The organism is Saliphagus sp. GCM10025334, from assembly GCF_042663485.1.
Lineage (GTDB): Archaea > Halobacteriota > Halobacteria > Halobacteriales > Natrialbaceae > Natronosalvus.
Genome location: NZ_JBHTAF010000001.1, coordinates 1,576,702 through 1,598,087, shown reverse-complemented (window position 1 = coordinate 1,598,087; position 21,386 = coordinate 1,576,702). Strand labels below are relative to the sequence as shown.

The following is a 21,386-nucleotide window of genomic DNA, read 5'->3' as shown; positions in this document are numbered from 1 at the left end:
CATGCTCGTCGACATCGTGCCGGTCGGGTCCGTTCCCGCGAACGTCAAGCGGGAGGCCTCCGCGGCGCTCCGGTCGGTCTACGACTGCGACGTCACGGTCAACGATGCCCAGTCGATCCCGAACGGCGCGTACGACTCCGGGCGCAACCAGTACTGCGCCGAGACGTTCATCCAGCTGGCCGAGCGCGTCGGCCGAGGCGACAAGAACATCGCCGTCACCCCCCACGACCTCTTCTACCGCCGACGCAACTACGTCTTCGGCCTCGCCTACCTCGACGGGAGCGGCAGCGTCGTCTCGACCTATCGCCTGCAGACCTCGAGCGACGGCGGGTTCTCGAACAAGAGCGCGAGCGACATCTTCCAGGACCGCATCCGTAAAGAGATCGTTCACGAGATCGGCCACACCTACGGGCTCGAGCACTGCGACAACCAGCGGTGTGTGATGAACTTCTCGCCCACGGTGCGGGAAGTCGACATCAAGGAAGAACACCTCTGTGGGAGCTGTCAGCGGCTGATCGGCTGATTCCGTCTCGCCCACGAGTGTGCCTTCAGCATAACCGGTGAATCCCCGGCGTAACCAGTGAATCAGTACACCCGCAGGGCAACAGCCAGGAACAGGCTTATCTTTCTCTCGACCGTACACTCACGCATGGTGAAAGATAGACTCGTCCGTGCCATGAGCCGCGCACGCTACGCCGCGATGGGCGCCGCCGTCGGCGCCTTCCTGGGTGGACTACTGGGCAAACAGACCGCGAGCACCGGGGCCGCCCTCGGTGCGCTCGTCGGCGCGACCTTCGGCGAACACCGCCCGACCGTCCAGTCGCGCTTCGACGACCTGAAATCCGGCAGTGGGCCCAACGTTAGCGGACTGCGGTCTCGAGGCAGCGACGTCGAAGAGTAGCGAGACGAACGAGAGACGGACGTACGATCGGAGACGGCTTTTTTTGGTTGACCCTCGACGCGAGCCAACGCAATAGCGACTGCTGAGTGCCTCGACCTCGAGCGTGAAATTCGAATCGCGAAGAAATCAGACGGCACCGATCAGGGTGCGTAGTAGTACTCGCCCTCGCGCTTCTGTTGCCTGTCGAGCTGGGAGTCCGGCTTGTTGATCCGCGGGCGCGAGGTCCGCTCGTCCCGGCGGAACGTCACCTCGAGGTTCGCCAGGAATTCGTTCATGCCGCCGCGCATCGACTGGGGCGTCCCCGCGCGGCCGTGAACGGCCGGTTCGCCGTCGAAGACCATCAGGCGGTCGGCCAGCAGGTCGATCATGTAGATGTCGTGGTCGATGACCAGGACGGTGGCGTCCTGCTGTTCGGCGTAGCGCCGGATCGCTCGCGTGGCCTGGACCCGCTGTTCGACGTCGAGATGGGCCGAGGGCTCGTCGAGCAGGTACAGATCCGCGGTATCGGAGAGGCAGGCCGCGATGGCTACCCGCTGGCGCTCCCCGCCCGAGAGGTCCGAGAGGCTCTGTTCCATAATTCGCTCGAGCTGGAGTGGGCCCGCGATTTCGGTGTTCCAGTACGAGGAGCCGAACTGGTCGGTAATCGAAGCGAGGAACGCGTCGACGCGCATCGGCTGGTCGATGGTGACGTACTGCGGTTTGTACGAGATGTCGAGATCCAATTCGGCCTCGCCTTCGTCGGGCTCGAGCGCCCCGGTCAACAGCTTCGCGAAGGTCGACTTCCCGATGCCGTTCGGCCCGACGACGCCGAGCACCTCGTTCTTCCGAATTTCGCCGCCCTCGACCTCGAGGGAGAACTCGCCGTCGCCGTAGGACTTGACGAGGTCGGGGTACTCGACGAGGGTATCCCCGCGGGTGGCGCTCCGGGGGGCGTGTTCCTCGAACTCGATCGGGTTCGGCCGAATCCGCATGTTCTCGTTCTCGAGGTAGCCCGCGAGGTACTCGTTGATGCCGTTGCGGACCGACTTGGGCGTCGTGATGACACCGTAGGCGCCGGGCTCACCGTAGGCGACGTGGAGGGTGTCGGCGAGCAAGTCGAGGACGGCGAGGTCGTGTTCGACCACGAGCATCGACTTTCCTTCCTCCTCCGCGAGTTCGCGGATCAGACGGGCCGCGGTGACCCGCTGACCGATGTCGAGATACGGCGTAATCTCGTCGAGGAAGTAGAAGTCCGTGTCGCGAGCCAGTGTCGCCGCAAGCGCTACGCGTTGGAGTTCTCCACCCGACAGATCGTCGATCGACTGGTCCATCACCGGGCCGATCGAGAGTCGCTCGACGAGGTACTCGAGGGCGTCGCGCTCGTTCGTCCGCTCGAGCAGTTCGCGGGTGTTGCCGTCGAACTGGTTCGGGATCTGGTCGACGTACTGTGGTTTCCGCGCGACCGAGAGGTCGCCGTCGCGGACGGCCTCGAGATAGTCCTGAATCTCGGTGCCGCGGTAGGCCTCGAGCACGTCGTCCCAGCCCGGTGGATCGTCGAAGCGCCCTAGGTTGGGCTCGAGTTCGCCGGCCAGAATGCGGACGGCGGTGGTCTTCCCGATGCCGTTCGGTCCGAGGATGCCCGTTACCCTCCCCTCTTGTGGCGCTGGGAGGCCGTACAGCGAGAAGGCGTTCTCGCCGTAGCGGTGGGCGGGGTCGTCCTGGAGTTCCTGTGGCAGGTTGATGATCTCGATGGCGTCGAAGGGGCACTTCTCGACGCAGATGCCGCAGGTTTCGCCCAGACATATCTCCTCGGAGATACGGATCTGCTCGGGCTGGCCTTCGTCGGCCTCTTCGCCCCGAAGCGTGATGCACTCCTTGCCGGTGCGGTTGGGTGGGCAGTAGTTCTTGCACTCGTAGTTGCACCGGTCGGGCTGGCACCGATCGAGGTCGACGACGGCGATGCTGTCTTTGGCCATGTTAGAAGCTCGCGCCGGTGCTCAGCATGATTCCCCAGGTGATGAACCAGAACGAGAAGGTCATCAGCCCGATGAACAGGACGTGTTTGGGTCCGAACTCCTCGCTATCGTAGAGGCCGATGGCCGGCAGGCCGATGACCTGCAGGGCGATCAGCCCGAAGACGAGGAGGTAGGTGAGCGGTTCGGTCGCCGCGGCGTCGACGGCTTCCCCGGCGGTGAGTATCGAGGAGCCGATGGCGGCGCCAACCCCGGCGAGACAGGCGAACGCTGTCACGCCGATCGAGCGAATGTGCTCGCGTCGATCGCTCATCGTTGCGGTTGACATACTACTGAGTCTGTTTTGGGCGTTCAAAAGCCGTTCGCATTGTCCGGAAAGCCCTAGCATGGGCGAGCGCAACCGTACACCCGATATAATTCTATTTCCACAGTGACGGTCAGTCCGGATTACGGCTCGCAGTTCGTCGATCCATCGTCACAGGAGATGGTGACGGTTACGCTATCGGACTCGCCGTTCTTGCCGTAGAACGTCATATCAATCTCTGCGTCGTCCATCGAAACCTCCTCGCCGCTCTCGTCGACGAATGCGTCGATCGTCACGGTGGCGAGATCCCCCGTCTCGAGAGTAACTCGTTTCCCGTTTCCGTTGCCAAACTCGACGGTCTCCTCTCCGATCTCCCAGGGGCTAGCGGATGCCGTTTCGGTATTACCGGTTCCGCCATTGACGATTACTTCTCCGGCTTGATTCCCTCGCGAAATCTCGGTCGCCGCCGTCGATGTCCTCGTAACCGAGACTTCCGTGATGTCGATTTTACCGCCGGTGTTGTTGATCGTAAACTCGACAACGCCCCCCTGCACGGAATCGACGCTGGTGACCTCAAGCCCCGGCGGATCGTTATTTCCGCCACCACCGCGACAGTTCACGTCGATTTCCGCGCCAGTAGTCCGCTCGAGTTCGACGGTCACGCTGCTGGAGGCCGTCAGTTGCACGGTGAGCGTTCCCTGATCCTTGAGATTTGACGTTCCACACGTCACGACGACGACGTAGTCACCGCTGGTGCCGTCGGTCTCGACCTGCGCCTCGAGGTTCGTATCCTGACCTTTGAAGCCGACGACGTCGGCGTCGACGTCGCTCACGCCGAACACGCCAGTGTTGTCGTCAAGGTAAAAGACTTCGCCGCGCTGATTAGTAGAGGGGTTGACGTTCGCGCTTTTGTTTCCCGAGTTATCGATGACGCCGAGCAATCCGTCGGGATCCGAAGCCGTACCCACGGAGACCCCGCGGTCGGCATTGATCGTCGTAAACCCGAAGACTGGTCCGGCCAGTAATACTGCGCCGACGACCACGAGCATAACCGCGAGTTTTCCGATCCCGTTCATGGCTGTGGCGGGCGTTTCCCCTCGCCCAAGCGATTGCGCCGATTCTCGAGCACGTGCACCACCGCCGACACCGCAAACAGACTGACGACGGCCGTCGCCCACCCTAGTGTCGGAACCGTGTCGGTGGGGATAATCTCGAGCCAGAGGCCGGCCATCACCGCGGCGGCGACCGCCGAGAGGCCAAGGTAGTAGACGCCCCAGGGAATCGAATCACCGGGGACGATGTCCAGGTACACCTCGAGTTGCTCGGCTTCCTCGGTGAGTTCTATCGCTCGAGCATCGAACTCGACCATTCCCGCGCGCTTGAGCGCCGGCAAGTGCGTCTGTTGAAGCGACGTGTACACACGCTTGCGCTCGGCCGAGGTGAGTCCCTGCACATCTTTCTCAAGTTCCCAGGCGGCGACGCGTTCGGCTAGCTCGCCGAGTTCGACGGGATCGTCGGTCTGCTTGAGGTGGTGGATGGCGTACCGTCGGCGGTGGTTGCTCAGGAGGTCGAAAATCTCGCCACGGGTGGGGCCGGCGGCGTTCCCGCCGCTCTCAGTCGTTTCAGCGTCGTTCTCGCCTACCTGTTCGGTAATCGTCGACATTAGCCCCCGAAATCTATCTAGAATTACTGAACTATGGCTACATAACGTTTGTTGCCGTCGCGTGTAGATCTAACACAAGCGTGTCTTTGACTCACATACCACTCTCTCAAACTGCCGATTTCGCCCGATCAAGCCCGTCTTGAAGCCTCGATTGGTGGCCCAGAACCGCTTCTGGCGACCTAATACAAAGGGGGTGGCCTCGAGTGGGAGGTGTAATGATCACGTCGGTACCCGGTGCCTACGGTGCCGGCGCGGATCGAACGGAGACGATACCATGAGACTCAACAGACGCAATGTGCTTGTCGGACTGGGTGCAATCGTAGCTGGCGGCGGCGGCGCACTCGCGACGGGTGCGTTCAGTACAGTGGAAGCGACGCGTGACGTGACTATTCAGACTGAAGGTGACGGTGCTGCTCTGCTCAATCTCAGCATTGACGATAGTTATAGCGCCGTTGCCACCCCCTCCGGCACTACCATCAGTTTCGATGTCTCGGGGCTTAACGAAAACGCGATCACGAGCTTCGACGAGGTTCTAACAATAAGCCACTCCGAAACGCCGTCGTACGAAATCACGGTCAATGCTGACGCCGGTTCGGGGCTGATCTTTTACGAAGGGACGGGAGGTCCGTCGGATACGGATAGCAACTCCCTCACTACCGGTCCGATTGATGACCAAACGGCGGCTAAAATCGGTATTGCCGTCGATACGGGCGAAAACACGGCTGATACGACAATTACAATTGAAGCAATACAACAGTAAGGACCTCATCAAATACGGAGTTACCCTCCGGCTGCTACTCGCAGACGAGTGGATTCGAGTACGGCATTGGGGTTGCCCAAAACGCGTAGGCTCAGACGGCCTGTTCAAAACGTCGAAATAGACACTCTACCACACCTGGCTACTACCCTTCAGATGGACCGAAAGCTCCTCCTCATCTTTATTGTGGCTCCCCTTCTTTCGGCTGTTCCAACAGCCGCCGTCTCCCTCGAGCCAGCCGACACAACCTCTTCCATCGAATTCGAGGCTTCGAGCCCCTACGCCTCGACCGAAAACGGCCAACTCGAGCTCGACTTCGAGCGGCTCAATGCCGACGCGGTGACGACGGTCGATGAAGCCTTCACCGTACGCGCGACTGACGAGAACATCGACCGCATCTGGCTCTCGGGCACCGACGGCGTCACCTTCTACCGAAACGGCGATCCTGGAGATGAGATAACCGCGAGATCCCCGCTCGAGCCCGCCACCGGCCAGACGGTTGCCGTCGGCGTCTCCATCGACACGCACCAGGCGGGGGAAGGAACGGAGTCGTTCACGATCCACGTGCGGTACAACGATGACGATGACGACGAAACCGACCCCGACCCGCCGACGCTCGAGCGCGTCATCGTCTCGGACACCGAGGTGACCGTCGGCGAGACGATCACGGTCACGGGTATCTACCGGGGCGGGTCCCAGTCGATGGCGACGATGGTCGGGCTAACCGTCGACGATATCGTCGTCAGCCAGAAACGGGTGTTCGTCTTCGGCGGCGAGAATCGATCCGTCTCCTTCGAGCGGACGATGGACGCACCCGGGACGTACGAGGTTGGCATCGACGGCCGGACGCACACGGTGACGGTCACCGAACCCGAACCCAAACCGGGCGAACCGGCGCCGAATATGACGGTGACGGGGGTCGACCTCGACCGGACCGAGGTCGCAATCGGGGAGTCCGTGTCGGTCACGGCGACCGTCGAGAACACGGGCAACGCGACGGGGGTACGAACCCTCGAGTTCGCCGTCGGTGGGTTCGTCGTCGAGACGGAGCGGGTAGAACTCGCACCCGGCGAGACGCGACAGGTCGAGTTCGAGCGATCGTTCGCCAACCCCGGACGCTACGCGCTGGCGCTCGAGGGGGAGGATGTGGGTACCGTCACGGTCGCCGGCGTGCCGGCGATTGCGGCCGTCACGGCCGTGCTCCCCTCGCGGTCGACGGCGGCGCTCGCGCTCCCGATCGCGCTGGGCGTCGGGTTCGTCGTCCGGCGGCGGCGAACGTGAGATGAGTACCGACCGGAGACGAGCAGTTAAGACGATTCGAATGCGAGACAGGGAAAACACGACCGTGCCAGGAGCGAACTCGAGGGAGCGACGACGATGAACGGGACATCGATAGCCAAACAGGTCACGATGGGGCTGGTGGGCCTCGTCGTGGTGCTGCTGGTACTCGGTCAGGTGCTGGGCCAGCCGATACTACTCGGCTACGTCGCGACGGGGAGCATGGAGCCGACGCTCTCTGCTGGCGACGGGTTCGTCGCGGTCCCGAGCGCGGTGACCGATGCGCCCGAACCCGGCGACGTCGTCGTCTTCGAGGCCGAGACGTTACACGGAGGTGGGCTCACCACCCATCGAATCGTCGCCGAGACCGACGAGGGGTACGTGACGCGGGGCGACGCCAACCCGTTCACCGACCAGGACGGGGGCGAGCCACCGGTCACCGAGGGGAAGATCGTCGCCGAAGCCTGGCAGATCGGGGGGTCGGTCGTCCGGGTCCCGCATCTAGGAACCGTTATCATGAGCGTCCAGGGACTCGTCGGGGCCGTCTTCGGTCTCCTGGCGGCGCCGCTCGGGATCACGGCCGCCTTCGACGCCGAGGGGACCGGCGCCCTGCTGGTGGCCCTCGGGGTCGGCCTGCTCGGGGTCGGCTTGCTACTCGAGCGCGTTGGCGTGGCCGAACGGCGGACGGCGCGACGAACCAGCCGCGAGAACGTGATCGGCCTCTGGTCGGCGCTGTCGGCCGTCGTCGTCGTGCTCGCCCTGTTCGCGACCGCGGCGATGGTGATCCCGGCAGGCGGAACCGCGTACGAACTCGTGAGCACCGACTCGCCGACCGACGACCCACAGATCGTCGCCCCCGGGGAGACGACGACGCTCACGCGAACGATCGACAACAGTGGCTACGTTCCGGTCGTCGTCGTGCTCGACGCGCCACACCCCGCCGTCGACGCCGAGCCGCGGGCAGCGACGGTCAGCAGTCGCGACACCGCCGAGGTCGCGCTCTCGATGACGGCGCCGGAGACGACGGGGAGCTACACCCGCGACGTCGTCGAGAGCCGGTACCTTCTCGTCTTGCCACCGACGCTGCTCGTCTGGCTCCACGATCTCCATCCGTTCGTGGCCATCGGCGCGGTCAACGTCGTGATCGTCGCCGTCGCCGTCGGTCTCGTGTTCGCCCTCTTCGGCACCGGCGACCTCCGGATTCGGACGCCCGGCTCGCATCTCCCGCTCTCGAGGCGACTCGAGCGCCTGCTCGAGAAGTGGCTGTGACCGTTATCACCTTCTCCGACCGGTCGATCGACGGCCACTACTGTTATAGTCGATGAACGACGACCTATCGTATCGCGTGACTTTCGCCACTGTGCTAGATGGGGGGTTGGCCGACGGCGAGTCACAGCCAGCGGTGGGGTCCGACAGGACCGACGGAAGCGACGGAAGCGACGGGAAGGAGGGGGCACCGTGACGAACACGCCGCGCCTCGACCTGCTGATCGCCAGATCCGGCCGGCCGATCCTCATCACGTTGCTCGTGATCGGCACGATCGCCCTGCTCGCGACCGGCTGGGTCGTCGCGAACCCGTCGACGACGACGACCACCCAGGAAGTCGATCGCCAGACGGTCTCGACGCAGGTCGGCACGGAAGCCGTGGTCGTCCAGGACGGTCTCTGGGAGGCGGGCACCGTGCTCGAGGACAACCCCGCGTACGTGATCAACGCCTCGCCGGAACTCGAGATCGTCGCCGAGACGGCGGTTCCGGGCGACGAGACGAGCCTCGAGCACGAGATCGTCCTCAGGTACGCGGCCTCGCGCAACGACGAGGTGTTCTGGGAGTCAGAACGCGTGCTGGCGGCCGAGGAACCGACGATTACGGACGGGCAGGGCGTCACCAGAGCGTCGGTCGACGTCCGGGAGGTCCAGGACCGGCGTGAGGAACTCAGGACTCGCCTCGACGGGGTCGGTACGGTCGACCTCTCGCTGATCGTCCGTACGAGCTACGATACGGGAACACACGTCGGCGAGCACGCCCCCTCGACCCCGTTCGTCGTCACCGAGCGAAGTTACTATCTCGAGGACCATCCCGAAGAGTCGGACCCGAATCCGGTCACCCAGACCGTCGAGACGACGGACCCACCCAGTTCCGCGCTGATCGGCGCCCTCCTGATCCTCACGGTGGGTTCGTTCGGCGGGGCCGCGTTCGTCAACTCCCGCTCCGACGTCGACGTCGACCGAGCACGGCAGGCGATTCACGAGAATCGCTACGCGGAGTGGATCTCGCGGGGCTCGCTGCCGATGTGGATCGGCGACGAACACGTCTCGCTCGACACGCTCGAGGACGTCGTCGACGTCGCCATCGACACGAACGAGCGCGTGATCCACGACCGGAATCGCGGCCTGTTCGCGGTCGTCAGCGACGGCGTCGTCTACTACTACAGCGACCGCGGGCTCTGGGAGGAGACGGCGTGGCCGGACTTCGACCTCGAGGAGCGGCCGACTCCGGGCGACGTGGTCTCGCCCGGTGACGGCGACGGACCGGCGGCTCGACCGGGCGATAGCGGACCGAAGCCGCCGTTCGAGGACTTGCCGGACCCCGAGGACGACGACGCCTGGAACAATCTGTGATCGGTCGCGCACACGGGTGATCGGTCGCGCATATCTGTACTCTGTCGAGTACTTTCGTGTGTGCTCGTTTATGTTCTCACCCGAGTCTGTCACGCCGACTGACTGACCGGTCAAATTGTCGCGAATGTCCCGTTTCTCGAGGTTCTATATCCAATATTCATAAATATATCCGTGAATCAATCGTCCGTTCTGTCATCGGGAAAGGCTCAACTTTATACTCCTGGAGCATTTCGATTCGTAATATGAGTGAGACTGACGGGGAGGACATCACGGATTTGCCACCGAGTGCGAAGCTGGTCTACAAAGTCCTCGAGTACGACGGTCCGTTGACCCAGAAACAGATCGTCGAGGAGTCGATGCTGTCGGCGCGCACGGTCAGGTACGCCCTCGAGCGCCTCAGCGACATCGGCACCGTCGACGAGAACATCTACTTCGCGGACGCGCGCCAGAGTCTCTACCGGATCACGGAGGCCGAACCAGTCGCGGCCGACGGCGGGAGCGGCGAGCCAGCCAGCAAGGATGCCTGCTGTGCGGAGTGACCTGTCGCGAGTCGATAGAATATTCGTCCTCGAGTGACCGACTCGAGACATGGACAAGGAGACGCTGCCGGAGTGGGCGTGGCTGTTTCTCGGGTTGATGGTCGCTGCGGTCGTCGCCAACGGGATCAGCATCGCCCTGCAAATCTCGACCGACTGGCGGATGGCCATTATCGTCACCGTGATGGCGCCGGTCCTGGTCTACGTGGGCGTCTGGTACGACCCGGACAGGCAGTACTACTGGGAGCAGTCACGAGCGAAGATCTTCGGCGACGTCGGCTTCCTGGTCGTGGGAACGGCCGTAGGCGCCGGCATCGCCATCGCGCTGACGATCGACCTGATCGGCTCGCAGTTCCTGCGGGACCTGCTCGCCATGCTCGTGGGCTTTCTCACCGGCTGGGCTCTCTTCTGGTGGCGTAACCCAGACCTCTACCGTCCCGACGACGCCAGCTCGAGGTAACGCCATGGACGCCGAGGCCTACCGAACCGTCGCCGAGGCCGCGACCGCGAGCTTCGTCGTCCGGGGCTCGGAGTTCGTCGGGCACGTTCGCCCCGTCGACGACCTCGAGTCGGCCGAGGCGTTCATCGAGAACGTACGTGAGGAGTACGCCGACGCGACCCACAACGTCCCGGCCTACCGGGTCAGAGTCGACGCTGATAGCCGGCTCCGGGAGTACGCGAGCGACGACGGCGAGCCGAGCGGCTCCGCCGGAAAACCCGCGCTGAACGTGCTCACCCAGCGTGACTTCGAGAACGTTGCGGTCGTCGTCACGCGCTACTACGGCGGGACGAACCTCGGCGTCGGCGGCCTGGTTCGGGCGTACTCCAGAGCGGTCAAGGAGGCAGTCGACGCCGCGGGCGTGATCGAGGAGCGGCCCCACGAAACCATTTCGATCACCCTCGAGTACGACGATTCGGGCACCGTTCGTGGCATCCTCGAGAGCGAGGGGCTCGAGTTCGAGGCGGAGTACGAAGCGGACGTACGCTTCGAGGTCCGAGTGCCGATCGCCGACGCCGACGCTCTCCGTGACCGAATTCGCAGTGCAACGAGCGGGCGGGCGCGTCTCGAGTGAGGTGTTCGGTGGTCGCCAGCGCGGTTATCGTTCCGTCCGAAGACCCTCGAGCGTCGCGGCGACCGATTCGGAATCGTCGATCGCGTCCCGACGACAGCGGAGCGAGCGCCAGTCCCGTTCGATCACAAGTTCGTCCGCGGTAATCTCGACGCCGGTGATCGCCTCCCAGGGAAGCAGCCGTTTCGTGAGGCCGCGGTCGACGACGAGCCCGGCCTCGTGGGCCGCGAGGGTGGGCGTCGACACCGAATCGGCGTCGAAGAGCGATCTCGAGTAGCCGGCGACGAGCCAGAACAGGCCGTAGCCGCCCCAGAGGACGGCGAAGGTGCGGTCGCCGCTGTAGAACGAGCCGAGGCCGACGAGCAGGAAGCCGACGCCGATGACCAGTTCCCGCCGGAGCACGCCGGCTTTGGCCCACGTCCAGGCGACGGCGGGTTCGTCGCTCGTGACCGCGTCGACGTAGCGATTGGTGGCCATCGCGGCGACGAGAAGGCCCGCCAGGACGATTCCCATCGCGCCGATAATGGCGACGGCGGCGACGCTCGTTCCGACGTCGATCGCGAACGGGGCGAGCGCCAGTCCGACGAACAGGAGGGTGGGAAGCGAACACTGCACGCCGGGCAGGCGTCGGCGACCGAGTCGTTCGGCCAGCCCACGATATCGGCCGGCGAGAATGCCACCGCCGATCACACCGACGGTAACCGTTCCAGGAGCGAGCGCGAGAACGGTTGTGCCGGTGACGCCGGCGAGGACGGCGGCCGCCGTCACCGTGGCGGTGAGTATCGCGGCGACGTACGCACCGAAACCGAACCGGAAACCGATATCGGGGACCTCGAGGCCGGCGCGCTCGAGGCGGGGCGCGGACTGTTGTCGATCCGATAACACGTTATTCGATTCTCCGAAGAGGGATATGAATGCAACGGCGGCCCGACGTTCGGCGATCAGGCCGTCTTCGCCGTCTCCGTCGCCTCCGTCGTCCGTCCGCGGGTTCGGTTTCGAGTCGAGAGTACCACGAGTGTGACGAGGCCGATGAGTCGCAGGGAGGCGGTCAACTCGAAGATGGCGAGGTACGCCGGAATGCCGACCGCCTCGAGGGTGCCCTCGAGAACCAGGAGCGGAATCTCGGGGACCATCAGGAAGATGGAGGCGATGGCGTACAGCGCTCGCTTGACCCGGCCGACGCCGGTGTACTGGTAGCCGATGATCGTGACCCCGAGGGCGTAGACGCCGAGGAACATGCCGAGGATGGGGATGACGACATCGGGGACGAAGAAGCCGAGGTCGGCTACATCGGCGGCGGTGAGAATCGTCCACTCGTCGCCGCGTTCTCGCAGGAGCAGGATGCCCGGCGAGAAGACGAACGCGAATGGGACGAGGATCTTGTTGAGCGAGAGCAGGAAGGCGATCAACGCCGTCCCGAGTTCGTCGGCCTTCGCGACGCCGGCCCCGGCGAAGGCGGCGACGGCGACCGGGGGCGTCACGTCGGCCATCAGGCCGAAGTAGAGCACGAACAGGTGGGCAGCCAGCAGGGCGGTCCCCGCTTGTTCCATCGGCCCGCCGAGCATCGCGATCAGGATGATGTACATTGCCGTCGTCGGCATTCCCATCCCGAAGATGATGGAGGCGATGCCCGTCAGGACGAGCAAGATCAACAGCGAGCCGCCGCTGACGGCGTCGATCAGCGCGGCCAGGTTCGGGCCGAGGCCGGAGACGCTGATGACCCCCGGGATGACACCCGCAGCCGCGACCGCGATCACGACCGTCGTCGCCGTTCGCGCCCCCGAGTCCATCGACTTGAGGACGAACGCACCGAACCGGTAGGCCCGGTTCCGGGCGAGTTGCGGTCGACGGATCTTCGACGCCACTCGCTCCGCCGACTCGTCGACGGCGTCGTCGAGTTCGAGCAGCGTCGGGATCGTTCCCGGCCTGGCGAGCATGACGGCGGCGCTCACGAGGATCACGATGGTTCCCAGTCCGCTCGCCGCGCCGTTCGCGGCCGCCTCGAGCCCCAGCCCCGTCCCGGCGGCCTCGAGTCCCGCCAGCACCTGCACGGCGTCGACGAAGTTCCCGCCGACGGTGGCGTAGCTGAGCAGTTGCAGGGTGAAGAGGGCGGCGATGGTGCCGACCAGGGGAACGCGCGAGCGCTCGTCGTAGGCCGCGACGAACGCGATGAGGGCGATCACCGAGACGATGGTGAACCAGCCCGCGCGGTTGATCGAGAGTTCGAGTCCGATGAGGAAGTAGAGCAGGAGGACGATTGGGACCAGGTAGAACCAGCCGGAACGCAGGCGCGAGCGGACGTCCGGCAACTCTTCTCGAGGTAGCCCGCCGATGTGGTGCTGGACGGCCTCGAAGTGCACCATGACCCACATGCCGAAGAAGAAGGCGAGGGCAGGTAAGGTCGCGGCGATGATCACGGTCGCGTAGGGGATGCCGGTGTACTCGACGATGAGGAACGCCGCGGCCCCCATCACGGGCGGGAGGATCTGGCCGCCAGAGGACGAGGAGGACTCGACGGCCCCCGAGAACTCGGGGGAGTAGCCCGACCGTTTCATCAGCGGAATCGTGAACGCACCCGTCGTGACCGTGTTCGCGATGGACGACCCCGATAGCATCCCCATGAAGCCGCTCGAGACGACGCTCGCCTTCGCGGGACCACCCCGTCGGGTGCCGGTGAGGGCGTAGGCGAGGTCGATGAACCACTTGCCGGCGCCGCTCATCTCGAGGAATGCGCCGAAGAGGATGAAGATGTAGATGTACCGGACGCTTACGATGACGGGCGTGCTGAAGACGCCCGCCTGGACGGTGTACCACAGGTTGTAGACGATATTTGCCCAGTTCTCGGGCTGGATGGCGAGAGCTCCGATAACGGAATCTCGCGGGACGAGGTAGCCCCAGCGCGCGTAGACGATGAACGATCCGACGAGGCTCATCAGGATGAAGCCGAGCGTCCGTCGGGTCGCCTCGAGCACGAGCAGGAGTCCGAGAACCCCCATCCAGAACGCGTAGGAGGCCTCATCGATGGGTATTCCGAGCGCCGCTATTCCGGTGACGACCGGCTCGAGGAACCAGAGCACGTCCCCGACGCCCTGCGTATTGTCGAATCGCCTGATGGCGATCGATTGAATCTCGTCGTAGTTGGTGACGGTATAGTGTACGGGGAGCAACGAGAGGACGATCATGAGCCCGTCGAGCGGGGTCACCCGGTTCATCTGCGGATCGATGGCGGCCCAGCGGACGAAATCGCCCGCCCGGGAGACCCCTCGAGTGACCGGGTGCTCGTCGCCGAATTGTCCTCTCGCGGCCGGCTCGAGACGACCGAGACGCCGGGCGACGAAACCGTCGCCCCGGCTGGCCGGAAAGAGCAAGAACGCGAGCACCAGCGCGAACGTGACGTGGATCGCACCGACCTGCAGAAGTTGCAGGGAGCCGATATCGATCGTACCGTAGAGCGGCAGGGTAATCTCGAAGATGTAGGATCTCGCGGCGATCCACATCTGGAAGGCCGAGAAGGTGATCCCGATTAGCGAGACGAGAACGGCGGCTCCGCCCTGGAGCGTCCGGCGTCGTTCGACCTCCTGGAGAATCTGTTCCTGTTCGGCTTCGGACAATTCATCCGACCCGCCGGTGTCGACGCTCATTGGTACGGTATCAGTGGGTGAGTTCCATAGGTATGTGGGTCTCGACAGTACCGCTCGAGCGGTGTTCACCGCCGAATATTCTGTCCTGTGACATCTCTGACGCCGACAGCGCCAGCAGTCCCTCGAGCGCTCCCGGTTCGTCCTCGTCGACGATGATGACGACCGGCCCGTCCGACATCGTCACGAGGTCGTACCGATCCTCGCCGACGAGTAGTTCGTGACCGGCGATGGAGCCGGGGGCGACCCGCAGCTGACTGTACGTCGAGGTTCGCTCGACGACGAACCAGCCGTCGATTCGTTCCATCGACTCGTCTGCGGGGAGTCCGGCCCCGTGGGACTTGAATCGCATCTCCGTCATCCGCAACTGATCGCCGTCGACGACGTAGACGTCCTCGACCGGCGTCTTCTCGACGCTGTGGGTGTACGCCAGCGTTACCCGCTTGCCGTCTTCGACCGGTCGCTCGAGGAGCGTCTCGCCCGAGTCGGCGTCCCGAACGACGAGGGTTCGTTCGGGGTCCGAATCGAGACTCGAGGCGGCCGCGACGCTCCCGACGACGAGGGCGACGACGACGGCGATACCGACGAGCGTTCGGCGACGGCGGTGACCAGTGAACACGGTGAGAGGCGTCGTGGACGCGTTACTCGCCGAAGTACGCGGACGCGCCGGGATGGAGGTCGATCGGCATCCCGTCCTGGGCGGTGTCGGCGCTGATGAAGTCGGCCTTGATCGTAAAGGAGTCCGTATTGTCGAAGATGGCGGTCGTTACCTCCTCGACGATGCCCTCGTCAACGCCTTCGTGAGTGGCGATCATCGCCTGGACCGAGACGGTCTCGGTGTCCTCGTCGACGCCGTCGTAGGTGCCACCGGGGATGGTGTCGTCGGCCATCCACTCCGCGTCTTCCTTGACCTGTTCGCGCACGTCGCCGTCGACGGACACGAGCGAGATGTCGCTCGAGGAGGCGAGTTCCTCGACCGAGCCGACGGGCCACCCGCCGACGATGACGGCCGCGTCGACGTCGCCGTCACGGATCTGGTCGGTCGCCGTCGCGAAGTCGGTGTTCTGCTCGCTGAAGTCAGAGATGCCCGCCGACTCGAGGATCTGGTTCGCGTTGACCTGCGTCCCACTGCCGGCGTCGCCGGTGTTGATCGTCGCCCCCTCGAGGTCCTCGACGGACTCGATCCCCGAGTCGGCCTGGGTGAGGATGTGGATCGTTTCGGGGTAGAGCGTCGCGACCCCGCGAATGCTCTCGACGGGTTCGCCCTCGAACTCCTCGATGCCAGTCCCGTTGAACGCGAAGTAGGCGACGTCGTTCTGGATCAGCGCGAACTCGGCCTCCTCGCGGGCGAGGCTGCCGACGTTCTCGACGCTGGCGCCGGTCGACTGGACCTGGAGGCCGTGGGGCGTGTTCTCCTCGACGATGGACTTGACCTCGCCGGAGAGCGGGTAGTACGTGCCGCCGGTGCCGCCGGCGTGCCAGGAGAGGACCTCGCCGCCTTCGTCGGGGTCGGCCTCGCCGATGTCTTCTTCGTCCTCGCCGTTTCCATTCCCGTTGCCGTTCCCGTCTTCCGTTTCGTTGTCGTCGCCGTTGCCGTTCCCATCTTCCGTTTCGTTGTCGTCGCCGTTGCCGTTCCCATTGCCGTTCCCGGGGTCTTCGGCGTCCTCACCGATGCACCCGGCGATACCTGCAATTCCTGTTGCACCAGTCACTGCGATGAAGTCGCGTCGATTGAACTTTCGCGCCATGCTGGCCGTCTATGCGTTTTCGGCTGATTACTATGCCGAGCATAACCGATTGCGTCTACTGAAAGTACTGATTGTTGGACACTCACGACGTGCTGAACGCCCAGTAATGTGCTGGTGACAGCGTCATTGACGCCCGCGTTTCCTACGAACCGAAACGTATACTCGCGACCGCCCGGAGTGAGGACTATGCACACGGTCAACCCCGCCGACTACCACGACCTCGTCCAGGTAGCCGACCCCCAGCTCTCGCCCGACGGCGAGCGCGTCGCGTTCGTCCGGAAGGCACCGAAGGACGACGAGTCCTACGAGGCGACCATCTACGTCGTTCCACTGGGAGGCGAGGAGCCGACCCAGTTCACCGTCAGCGAGGGCGTCGACAGTCAGCCGCGCTGGAGCCCCGACGGGTCACACCTCGCGTTCGTCAGCACTCGCGGCGCCGACGACGACCGGCCACAGCTCTGGCTCCTCCCGACCGACGGCGGCGAGGCTCGTCAGGTCACGAGCGTCGTCGGTGGTGTCTCCGGCCTCGAGTGGAATCCCGACGGCTCTCGGGTTCTCTTTACGCAGGCCTCGACGGCCGACGACCGCGCGGAGGGGCGCGACTTCGCCGTCGATCCGGACTACGAACCGGAGACGCCCGACCCGCGGGTGATCGACCGACTCGTCTACCGGGCCCACCAGCGCTACGCTGACGGCCGCCGCAACCACGTCTACACGCTCGACGTCGAGTCTGCGCTCGAGCAAGGGGCCGTTACCGAGACGGCAGGCGACAACGACGCCCTCGAGCGACTCACCGACGGCGACGTCGACCACACGGGGGCGACCTGGGGCGACGACGAAACGGTCTACTACGCGCGAAAGCTCGGCGAGGAACCCGACGACTCCATCGAGTCCGAAATCCTCGCACACGACCTCGAGACGGGCGAGGTCGAGCAGGTAACCGAAACGATCGGCTGGGCGACGATGCTCGCGGCGACGACCGACGGCCGGGTCGCCTACCCGTGGGTGCCGAAAGACGGGTTTACCCTTCGTCAGACCGAACTGAAGGTGTACGACCGGACGGCCGGAACGGAGACGACCGTGACCGACTCCATCGATCGCACCCTGAGCTTCGACGGCGGGATCGAGTGGGGGCCCGACCAGGAGACCCTCTACTTCGCCACGCCGGACGAGGGGGCAAGCGCGCTCTGGTCGGCCCCCGGCGACGGGAGCGAGGACCCGGTAAAAGTCTACGGCGATGGCGTCACACTCGAGGGCTTCTCGGTAGGTGAAAACGCCATCGCCTACGTCCAGAGCGAGTGGGACCACCCGGGGGACGTCTTCGCGTCCACGCGCGGGGGTAACGAGATCACCCGGCTGACCCGCGTCAACGCCGATTACCTCGAGAATCGAGCCGTCGCTCAACCCGAGGAATTGCGTTACGAGAGCGACCAGGGGCCGGTGCAGGGGTGGCTCCTGACGCCGCCGGATTTTGATCCTGACGAAACGTACCCGCTCGTCGTCGAGATCCACGGCGGCCCCCACGCCCGGTGGACCACCAGCGGGACGATGTGGCACGAGTTCCAGAGCCTCGCCGCCGCTGGCTACGTCGTCTTCTGGTCGAACCCCCGAGGATCGACCGGGTACGGGGAGGCCCACGCCGCCGCCATCGAACGCGACTGGGGCGACGTGACGCTCACCGACGTGCTGGCCGGGGCCGACCTCGCCTGTGAGCGCGAGTACGTCGACGCCGACGAACAGTACGTCACCGGCGGTAGCTTCGGCGGGTTCATGACCGCCTGGACGGTCGGACAGACCGACCGCTTCCGGGCCGCCGTCAGCCAGCGCGGCGTCTACGACTTCACGAGTTTCTACGGTTCGACGGACGCGTTCAAGCTCGTCGAGGGTGACTACGGCGTCACGCCCTGGGAGGACCCCGAGCACCTCTGGGCGCACTCCCCGGTCGCTCACGTCCCGGACGTGACCACGCCGACGCTCCTGATCCACGCCGACCAGGACTACCGCACGCCAGCGAACACGGCCGAGCTGTTCTACCTCGGCCTGAAGAAACACGGCGTCGACACCCGGATGGTTCGGTACCCCCGCGAAGGCCACGAACTCTCCCGCTCGGGCGAGCCGGCCCATGTCGTCGACCGCCTCGAGCGGATCGTCCGCTGGTTCGACGGCTACAGCGACTACACCGACGCGTCGCCGGCGCTCGAGCGCGGCCCAAACGAGGGGCTCACGGCGAGCAAGGAGGGCGACGCGAACGAGGGTGAGGGCGACGCGAACGAAAACGGAGGCGACACGCCAGCCGAGAACGACGAGGAGACGAGCGCCTGATATCGAATCGCTACGGATTTGTCGCCCTCAAGCCGCCTGTCACCGCCGTCACGGCACCTCGAGCCGTCTGTCACTGCCGTCGAGACTCCCTCGAGCTACCTGGTTCCTGCGTCGCGGCACCTACTTCCGACTACCGAGAGTACGCGAGTCGCTTAAGACGACGCGTTCCCTATCCGATATATCGTGTTCGTCGGTCACGCGCTCCTCGCGTTCGCCGTCGCGGCGCTCGTCGCCGAGTGGCGGGGCTGGGAGCCACGTCGCGCGCTGGCGATCGGGGTCGTCGCCGGCCTCTTCGCCACGATCCCCGACGTCGACGTCGCCTACGCGCTCGTCGGCCTCGCCGAGTGGAACCTCGGCGACGGCGCCCTGGGCGCCTCGACGGCGTTCTGGGACGCCAGCCGAAGCGTCCACCGCTCGGCCACCCACTCGCTGGTCGTCGGCGTCGTCGCCGCGCCTGCGTTCGGGTTGCTCGCGATTCGTCGCACGCGCTCGAGGTCGAGTACGACGGGGGCTCGACTTGCACACACCGCCGCCGCTGGGTTGCTCGCCGCGCTCGTTGTCGTCGCATTCGCCGCGTCCGGTCCGGTCGCGGCGTTCGTAATGGCCCTCTTCGCGATCACCGGCGCCGTCGTCGCGCTCGGAACCGCTCGAGCGACCACCTTCTCGCCGGCGACGATCGCGCTCGCGGCGCTCTGGGGCCTGTGCTCGCATCCGTGGGGCGACCTGTTCACCGGCGAACCGCCCGAGTGGCTGTTCCCGTTCGCCGCCCCCGCTCTCGAGTCTCGCGTCGTCCTCCACCCGGACCCGACGCTGAACCTGCTCGGCGCGTTCGCGATCGAACTCGGCGTCATCTGGCTCGCCCTGCTCACCTACGCGCGCCTGGCCGATCGAGACCCTCTCGCGGCGCTGGACCGTCGCGCCGCCGCCGGGGCCGCCTACGGCGTCGTCGCCCTGGTCAGTACGCCCCCGACGCTCGACATGTCCTACCACTTCGTCTTCTCCATCCTGGGCGCCGGCCTGCTCTGTGGCGTCGTCCGAGAGGGAACCGTGCCAGGGGTTCACGGAGTCGTTCCGCAGCGCTGGCGCACCTCGAGGGGCGTGTTCGATATTGTAGTGACAGCGCTGACCGGCGTGACCGTCGCGCTCCTGGCCTACGTGGCAGTGTACGCGCTCGTGGGCCCGCTGTAGATCTATCTCGACGAAATCGAATCGAACTCCCTCCGGAGAGCCCTCTCCTTTTTAACGATTCCATCGGTATCAATGACCGTGTCTCAAACGCGACTCGAGCAACTGATCGGCGACGACCGGACGAACGCCGTCGCCGGCTGGGCGATCGTGGTCGCCCTCGCGGGAATCGGGGTCGGCGGGCTGGCGACCCGTGAACTCCTGTGGGCGACGTTCGCGCTGGTCCTGGTCGGGCTCGCCATCCTTCCGCCGATTGCCTTCCGATCACCGCTGGTCATGCTCCCCTGGGAGGTGCTGTTGCTCGCCGCGACTCCGGCACTCGGCATCGTGCTGGGGGCCGACCTCCTGACGGGCCACGTCGCCTCCTACCTCTCGGTAGCCGCGGTCGCGCTCGTGCTGGCCGTCGAGCTCCAGACGTTCACCGCTGTGCGGATGACCGCCTCCTTCGCCGTCGTCTTCGTCGTCGTCACGACGATGGCCGCCGCCGCCCTCTGGACGGTGTTCCGCTGGGGGATCGCCACCGTCTTCGGCATCCCGTTCGAGGCCGACCACGACGCCGTCATGTGGGAGTTCGTCTTCTCCGCGCTCGCCGGACTTGGCGCGGGCGTCGTCTTCGAACTGTACTTCAGGCGCCTCGGCCGCATCGACCCGCTCCCCGACCTCGAGGACCTCCTTCCGGGGGTAGACGATGATTGACCTCGCCGCGTTCACACTCTCGACCGAGCGCCAGCGACAGCTCTCGTACCTGATGGAACTGTCGCTCGTCGGCATGCTCTTCGTGGGCGTCGACCGCGGCAACGGCGGCATCGTCGTCAATACCGCGGTGGCCCTCGCCGTGACCCAGCTGCCGCCGATCCTCGAGCGCGACTACGGAATCCCGATGGATCCGCGGCTCACGCTGTGGATCACGACCGCCGTCTTCCTCCACGCCTTCGGCACTGTCGGCCTGCCAGGTGCCACGAGCACGCTCTACAGTCAGGTTTGGTGGTGGGACCACATGACCCACGCGCTCTCGGCGTCGGTCGTCGCCGCCGCGGGCTACGCCACCGTCCGTGCCCTCGACGAGCACGCCGAGGGGATCCACTTCCCCGGCCGGTTCATCGCGCTGTTCATCCTGCTGTTCGTCCTCGCGTTCGGTGTCCTCTGGGAGATCCTCGAGTTCGCCATCGCTCTCACCGCCGAGGCCCTGGGGCTGCCACGCGTGCTCACCCAGTACGGCCTCGAGGATACGATGCTCGACTTCGTCTTCAACTCGATCGGGGCGCTCGTCGTCGCCACCTGGGGTGGGGCCTACCTCGGCGACGTGAGCGGGGCGATCCGTGAGCGACTCGAGGCTCGATCAGCCGGGGGACTCGAGCACCTCGAGCGGGGGGAAACGGAAGAACAGAAGGAGTGAACGGTGTCGACTCGAGT

At 65.3% G+C, this 21,386-nt stretch carries 22 protein-coding genes; 14 read left to right on the top strand and 8 right to left on the bottom strand.

Features of this window, described 5'->3' with window-relative positions:
* Position 1 precedes the first annotated feature (1 nt).
* Together ACFQO4_RS07535 and ACFQO4_RS07530 are read left to right on the top strand one after the other, a co-directional pair.
* Positions 2 to 523, top strand: coding sequence for an archaemetzincin family Zn-dependent metalloprotease (locus ACFQO4_RS07535; protein ID WP_253431834.1), 522 nt, complete (start codon positions 2 to 4; stop codon positions 521 to 523).
* A gap of 126 nt (positions 524 to 649) precedes the next feature.
* Positions 650 to 901 carry a YMGG-like glycine zipper-containing protein gene (locus tag ACFQO4_RS07530; RefSeq protein WP_500260293.1) on the top strand — a complete coding sequence of 84 codons (252 nt, stop codon included), beginning with the start codon at positions 650 to 652 and terminating at the stop codon, positions 899 to 901.
* Between the two features lie 140 nt (positions 902 to 1,041).
* Here the strand turns inward: ACFQO4_RS07530 and ACFQO4_RS07525 are convergent, their stop codons facing one another.
* The 4 genes from ACFQO4_RS07525 to ACFQO4_RS07510 form a co-directional block, all read right to left on the bottom strand.
* Entirely contained in the window at positions 1,042 to 2,856 is a 1,815-nt protein-coding gene (locus tag ACFQO4_RS07525) for a ribosome biogenesis/translation initiation ATPase RLI (RefSeq protein ID WP_500260292.1), read from the bottom strand.
* A 1-nt stretch (position 2,857) separates the two neighbouring features.
* The gene (locus ACFQO4_RS07520) at positions 2,858 to 3,181 is read right to left on the bottom strand and encodes an EMC6-like membrane protein (RefSeq protein ID WP_500260291.1); all 324 of its coding nucleotides are present in this window, start codon (positions 3,179 to 3,181) and stop codon (positions 2,858 to 2,860) included.
* 119 nt (positions 3,182 to 3,300) lie between these two features.
* Positions 3,301 to 4,233, bottom strand: coding sequence for a hypothetical protein (locus ACFQO4_RS07515; RefSeq protein ID WP_500260290.1), 933 nt, complete (start codon positions 4,231 to 4,233; stop codon positions 3,301 to 3,303).
* Positions 4,230 to 4,820, bottom strand: coding sequence for a DUF7344 domain-containing protein (locus ACFQO4_RS07510; protein WP_500260289.1), 591 nt, complete (start codon positions 4,818 to 4,820; stop codon positions 4,230 to 4,232). Before ACFQO4_RS07510 ends, ACFQO4_RS07515 begins: the two co-directional genes overlap by 4 nt.
* 274 nt (positions 4,821 to 5,094) lie before the next feature.
* Between ACFQO4_RS07510 and ACFQO4_RS07505 the strand changes: the two genes are divergently transcribed.
* From ACFQO4_RS07505 to ACFQO4_RS07470, 8 genes are all read left to right on the top strand, one after another.
* Positions 5,095 to 5,580: a hypothetical protein gene (locus tag ACFQO4_RS07505; protein ID WP_500260288.1), complete on the top strand. Its 486-nt coding sequence runs from the start codon at positions 5,095 to 5,097 to the stop codon at positions 5,578 to 5,580.
* A 153-nt stretch (positions 5,581 to 5,733) separates the two neighbouring features.
* Complete coding sequence (locus ACFQO4_RS07500; RefSeq protein ID WP_500260287.1) at positions 5,734 to 6,858, top strand: CARDB domain-containing protein; 1,125 nt, start codon at positions 5,734 to 5,736, stop codon at positions 6,856 to 6,858.
* A gap of 96 nt (positions 6,859 to 6,954) precedes the next feature.
* Complete coding sequence (locus tag ACFQO4_RS07495; protein ID WP_500260286.1) at positions 6,955 to 8,124, top strand: S26 family signal peptidase; 1,170 nt, start codon at positions 6,955 to 6,957, stop codon at positions 8,122 to 8,124.
* 52 nt (positions 8,125 to 8,176) lie between these two features.
* Positions 8,177 to 8,317, top strand: coding sequence for a hypothetical protein (locus ACFQO4_RS07490; protein WP_500260285.1), 141 nt, complete (start codon positions 8,177 to 8,179; stop codon positions 8,315 to 8,317).
* Positions 8,314 to 9,474 carry a DUF5305 domain-containing protein gene (locus tag ACFQO4_RS07485; protein WP_500260284.1) on the top strand — a complete coding sequence of 387 codons (1,161 nt, stop codon included), beginning with the start codon at positions 8,314 to 8,316 and terminating at the stop codon, positions 9,472 to 9,474. Before ACFQO4_RS07490 ends, ACFQO4_RS07485 begins: the two co-directional genes overlap by 4 nt.
* A 242-nt stretch (positions 9,475 to 9,716) precedes the next feature.
* Positions 9,717 to 10,013: a helix-turn-helix domain-containing protein gene (locus ACFQO4_RS07480; protein WP_254159066.1), complete on the top strand. Its 297-nt coding sequence runs from the start codon at positions 9,717 to 9,719 to the stop codon at positions 10,011 to 10,013.
* Positions 10,014 to 10,062: 49 nt separating this feature from the next.
* Positions 10,063 to 10,470, top strand: coding sequence for a hypothetical protein (locus ACFQO4_RS07475; protein ID WP_500260283.1), 408 nt, complete (start codon positions 10,063 to 10,065; stop codon positions 10,468 to 10,470).
* 4 nt (positions 10,471 to 10,474) lie between these two features.
* Positions 10,475 to 11,083, top strand: a complete 609-nt coding sequence (locus ACFQO4_RS07470; RefSeq protein WP_500260282.1) for an IMPACT family protein — start codon at positions 10,475 to 10,477, stop codon at positions 11,081 to 11,083.
* Positions 11,084 to 11,107: 24 nt separating this feature from the next.
* On the opposite strand, the gene ACFQO4_RS07465 is transcribed toward ACFQO4_RS07470, so the two are convergent.
* Genes ACFQO4_RS07465 through ACFQO4_RS07450 form a run of 4 tightly spaced genes read right to left on the bottom strand, consistent with a single transcriptional unit; the run spans position 11,108 to position 16,466 of the window.
* The gene (locus ACFQO4_RS07465) at positions 11,108 to 11,965 is read right to left on the bottom strand and encodes a PH domain-containing protein (RefSeq protein ID WP_500260281.1); all 858 of its coding nucleotides are present in this window, start codon (positions 11,963 to 11,965) and stop codon (positions 11,108 to 11,110) included.
* A 56-nt stretch (positions 11,966 to 12,021) separates the two neighbouring features.
* Positions 12,022 to 14,721, bottom strand: a complete 2,700-nt coding sequence (locus tag ACFQO4_RS07460) for a TRAP transporter permease (protein ID WP_500260280.1) — start codon at positions 14,719 to 14,721, stop codon at positions 12,022 to 12,024.
* Between the two features lie 10 nt (positions 14,722 to 14,731).
* Positions 14,732 to 15,337, bottom strand: a complete 606-nt coding sequence (locus ACFQO4_RS07455) for a DUF1850 domain-containing protein (protein ID WP_500260279.1) — start codon at positions 15,335 to 15,337, stop codon at positions 14,732 to 14,734.
* 22 nt (positions 15,338 to 15,359) lie between these two features.
* On the bottom strand, positions 15,360 to 16,466 hold the full coding sequence (locus ACFQO4_RS07450; protein ID WP_500260278.1) for a TAXI family TRAP transporter solute-binding subunit: 1,107 nt from the start codon (positions 16,464 to 16,466) through the stop codon (positions 15,360 to 15,362).
* Between the two features lie 186 nt (positions 16,467 to 16,652).
* On the opposite strand from ACFQO4_RS07450, the gene ACFQO4_RS07445 reads away from it, so the two are divergent.
* The 4 genes from ACFQO4_RS07445 (at position 16,653) to ACFQO4_RS07430 (ending at position 21,369) form a co-directional block, all read left to right on the top strand.
* Positions 16,653 to 18,788 (top strand): S9 family peptidase, encoded by a 2,136-nt coding sequence (locus tag ACFQO4_RS07445; RefSeq protein ID WP_500260277.1) that lies wholly within the window; start codon positions 16,653 to 16,655, stop codon positions 18,786 to 18,788.
* Between the two features lie 183 nt (positions 18,789 to 18,971).
* Entirely contained in the window at positions 18,972 to 19,976 is a 1,005-nt protein-coding gene (locus ACFQO4_RS07440; RefSeq protein WP_500260276.1) for a metal-dependent hydrolase, read from the top strand.
* 78 nt (positions 19,977 to 20,054) lie between these two features.
* Positions 20,055 to 20,669 carry a hypothetical protein gene (locus ACFQO4_RS07435; protein ID WP_500260482.1) on the top strand — a complete coding sequence of 205 codons (615 nt, stop codon included), beginning with the start codon at positions 20,055 to 20,057 and terminating at the stop codon, positions 20,667 to 20,669.
* Complete coding sequence (locus ACFQO4_RS07430; RefSeq protein ID WP_500260275.1) at positions 20,662 to 21,369, top strand: DUF2238 domain-containing protein; 708 nt, start codon at positions 20,662 to 20,664, stop codon at positions 21,367 to 21,369. Before ACFQO4_RS07435 ends, ACFQO4_RS07430 begins: the two co-directional genes overlap by 8 nt.
* The last annotated feature ends 17 nt before the right edge of the window (positions 21,370 to 21,386 follow it).

Excerpts from the sequence above, each read along its gene's own strand:
- ACFQO4_RS07535 (WP_253431834.1), top strand. The coding sequence starts at position 2 with ATGCTCGTCGACATCGTGCCGGTCGGGTCCGTTCCCGCGAACGTCAAG.
- ACFQO4_RS07530 (WP_500260293.1), top strand. The coding sequence starts at position 650 with ATGGTGAAAGATAGACTCGTCCGTGCCATGAGCCGCGCACGCTACGCC.
- ACFQO4_RS07525 (WP_500260292.1), bottom strand. The coding sequence starts at position 2,856 with ATGGCCAAAGACAGCATCGCCGTCGTCGACCTCGATCGGTGCCAGCCC.
- ACFQO4_RS07520 (WP_500260291.1), bottom strand. The coding sequence starts at position 3,181 with ATGTCAACCGCAACGATGAGCGATCGACGCGAGCACATTCGCTCGATC.
- ACFQO4_RS07515 (WP_500260290.1), bottom strand. The coding sequence starts at position 4,233 with ATGAACGGGATCGGAAAACTCGCGGTTATGCTCGTGGTCGTCGGCGCA.
- ACFQO4_RS07510 (WP_500260289.1), bottom strand. The coding sequence starts at position 4,820 with ATGTCGACGATTACCGAACAGGTAGGCGAGAACGACGCTGAAACGACT.
- ACFQO4_RS07505 (WP_500260288.1), top strand. The coding sequence starts at position 5,095 with ATGAGACTCAACAGACGCAATGTGCTTGTCGGACTGGGTGCAATCGTA.
- ACFQO4_RS07500 (WP_500260287.1), top strand. The coding sequence starts at position 5,734 with ATGGACCGAAAGCTCCTCCTCATCTTTATTGTGGCTCCCCTTCTTTCG.
- ACFQO4_RS07495 (WP_500260286.1), top strand. The coding sequence starts at position 6,955 with ATGAACGGGACATCGATAGCCAAACAGGTCACGATGGGGCTGGTGGGC.
- ACFQO4_RS07490 (WP_500260285.1), top strand. The coding sequence starts at position 8,177 with ATGAACGACGACCTATCGTATCGCGTGACTTTCGCCACTGTGCTAGAT.
- ACFQO4_RS07480 (WP_254159066.1), top strand. The coding sequence starts at position 9,717 with ATGAGTGAGACTGACGGGGAGGACATCACGGATTTGCCACCGAGTGCG.
- ACFQO4_RS07475 (WP_500260283.1), top strand. The coding sequence starts at position 10,063 with ATGGACAAGGAGACGCTGCCGGAGTGGGCGTGGCTGTTTCTCGGGTTG.
- ACFQO4_RS07470 (WP_500260282.1), top strand. The coding sequence starts at position 10,475 with ATGGACGCCGAGGCCTACCGAACCGTCGCCGAGGCCGCGACCGCGAGC.
- ACFQO4_RS07460 (WP_500260280.1), bottom strand. The coding sequence starts at position 14,721 with ATGAGCGTCGACACCGGCGGGTCGGATGAATTGTCCGAAGCCGAACAG.
- ACFQO4_RS07450 (WP_500260278.1), bottom strand. The coding sequence starts at position 16,466 with ATGGCGCGAAAGTTCAATCGACGCGACTTCATCGCAGTGACTGGTGCA.
- ACFQO4_RS07445 (WP_500260277.1), top strand. The coding sequence starts at position 16,653 with ATGCACACGGTCAACCCCGCCGACTACCACGACCTCGTCCAGGTAGCC.
- ACFQO4_RS07430 (WP_500260275.1), top strand. The coding sequence starts at position 20,662 with ATGATTGACCTCGCCGCGTTCACACTCTCGACCGAGCGCCAGCGACAG.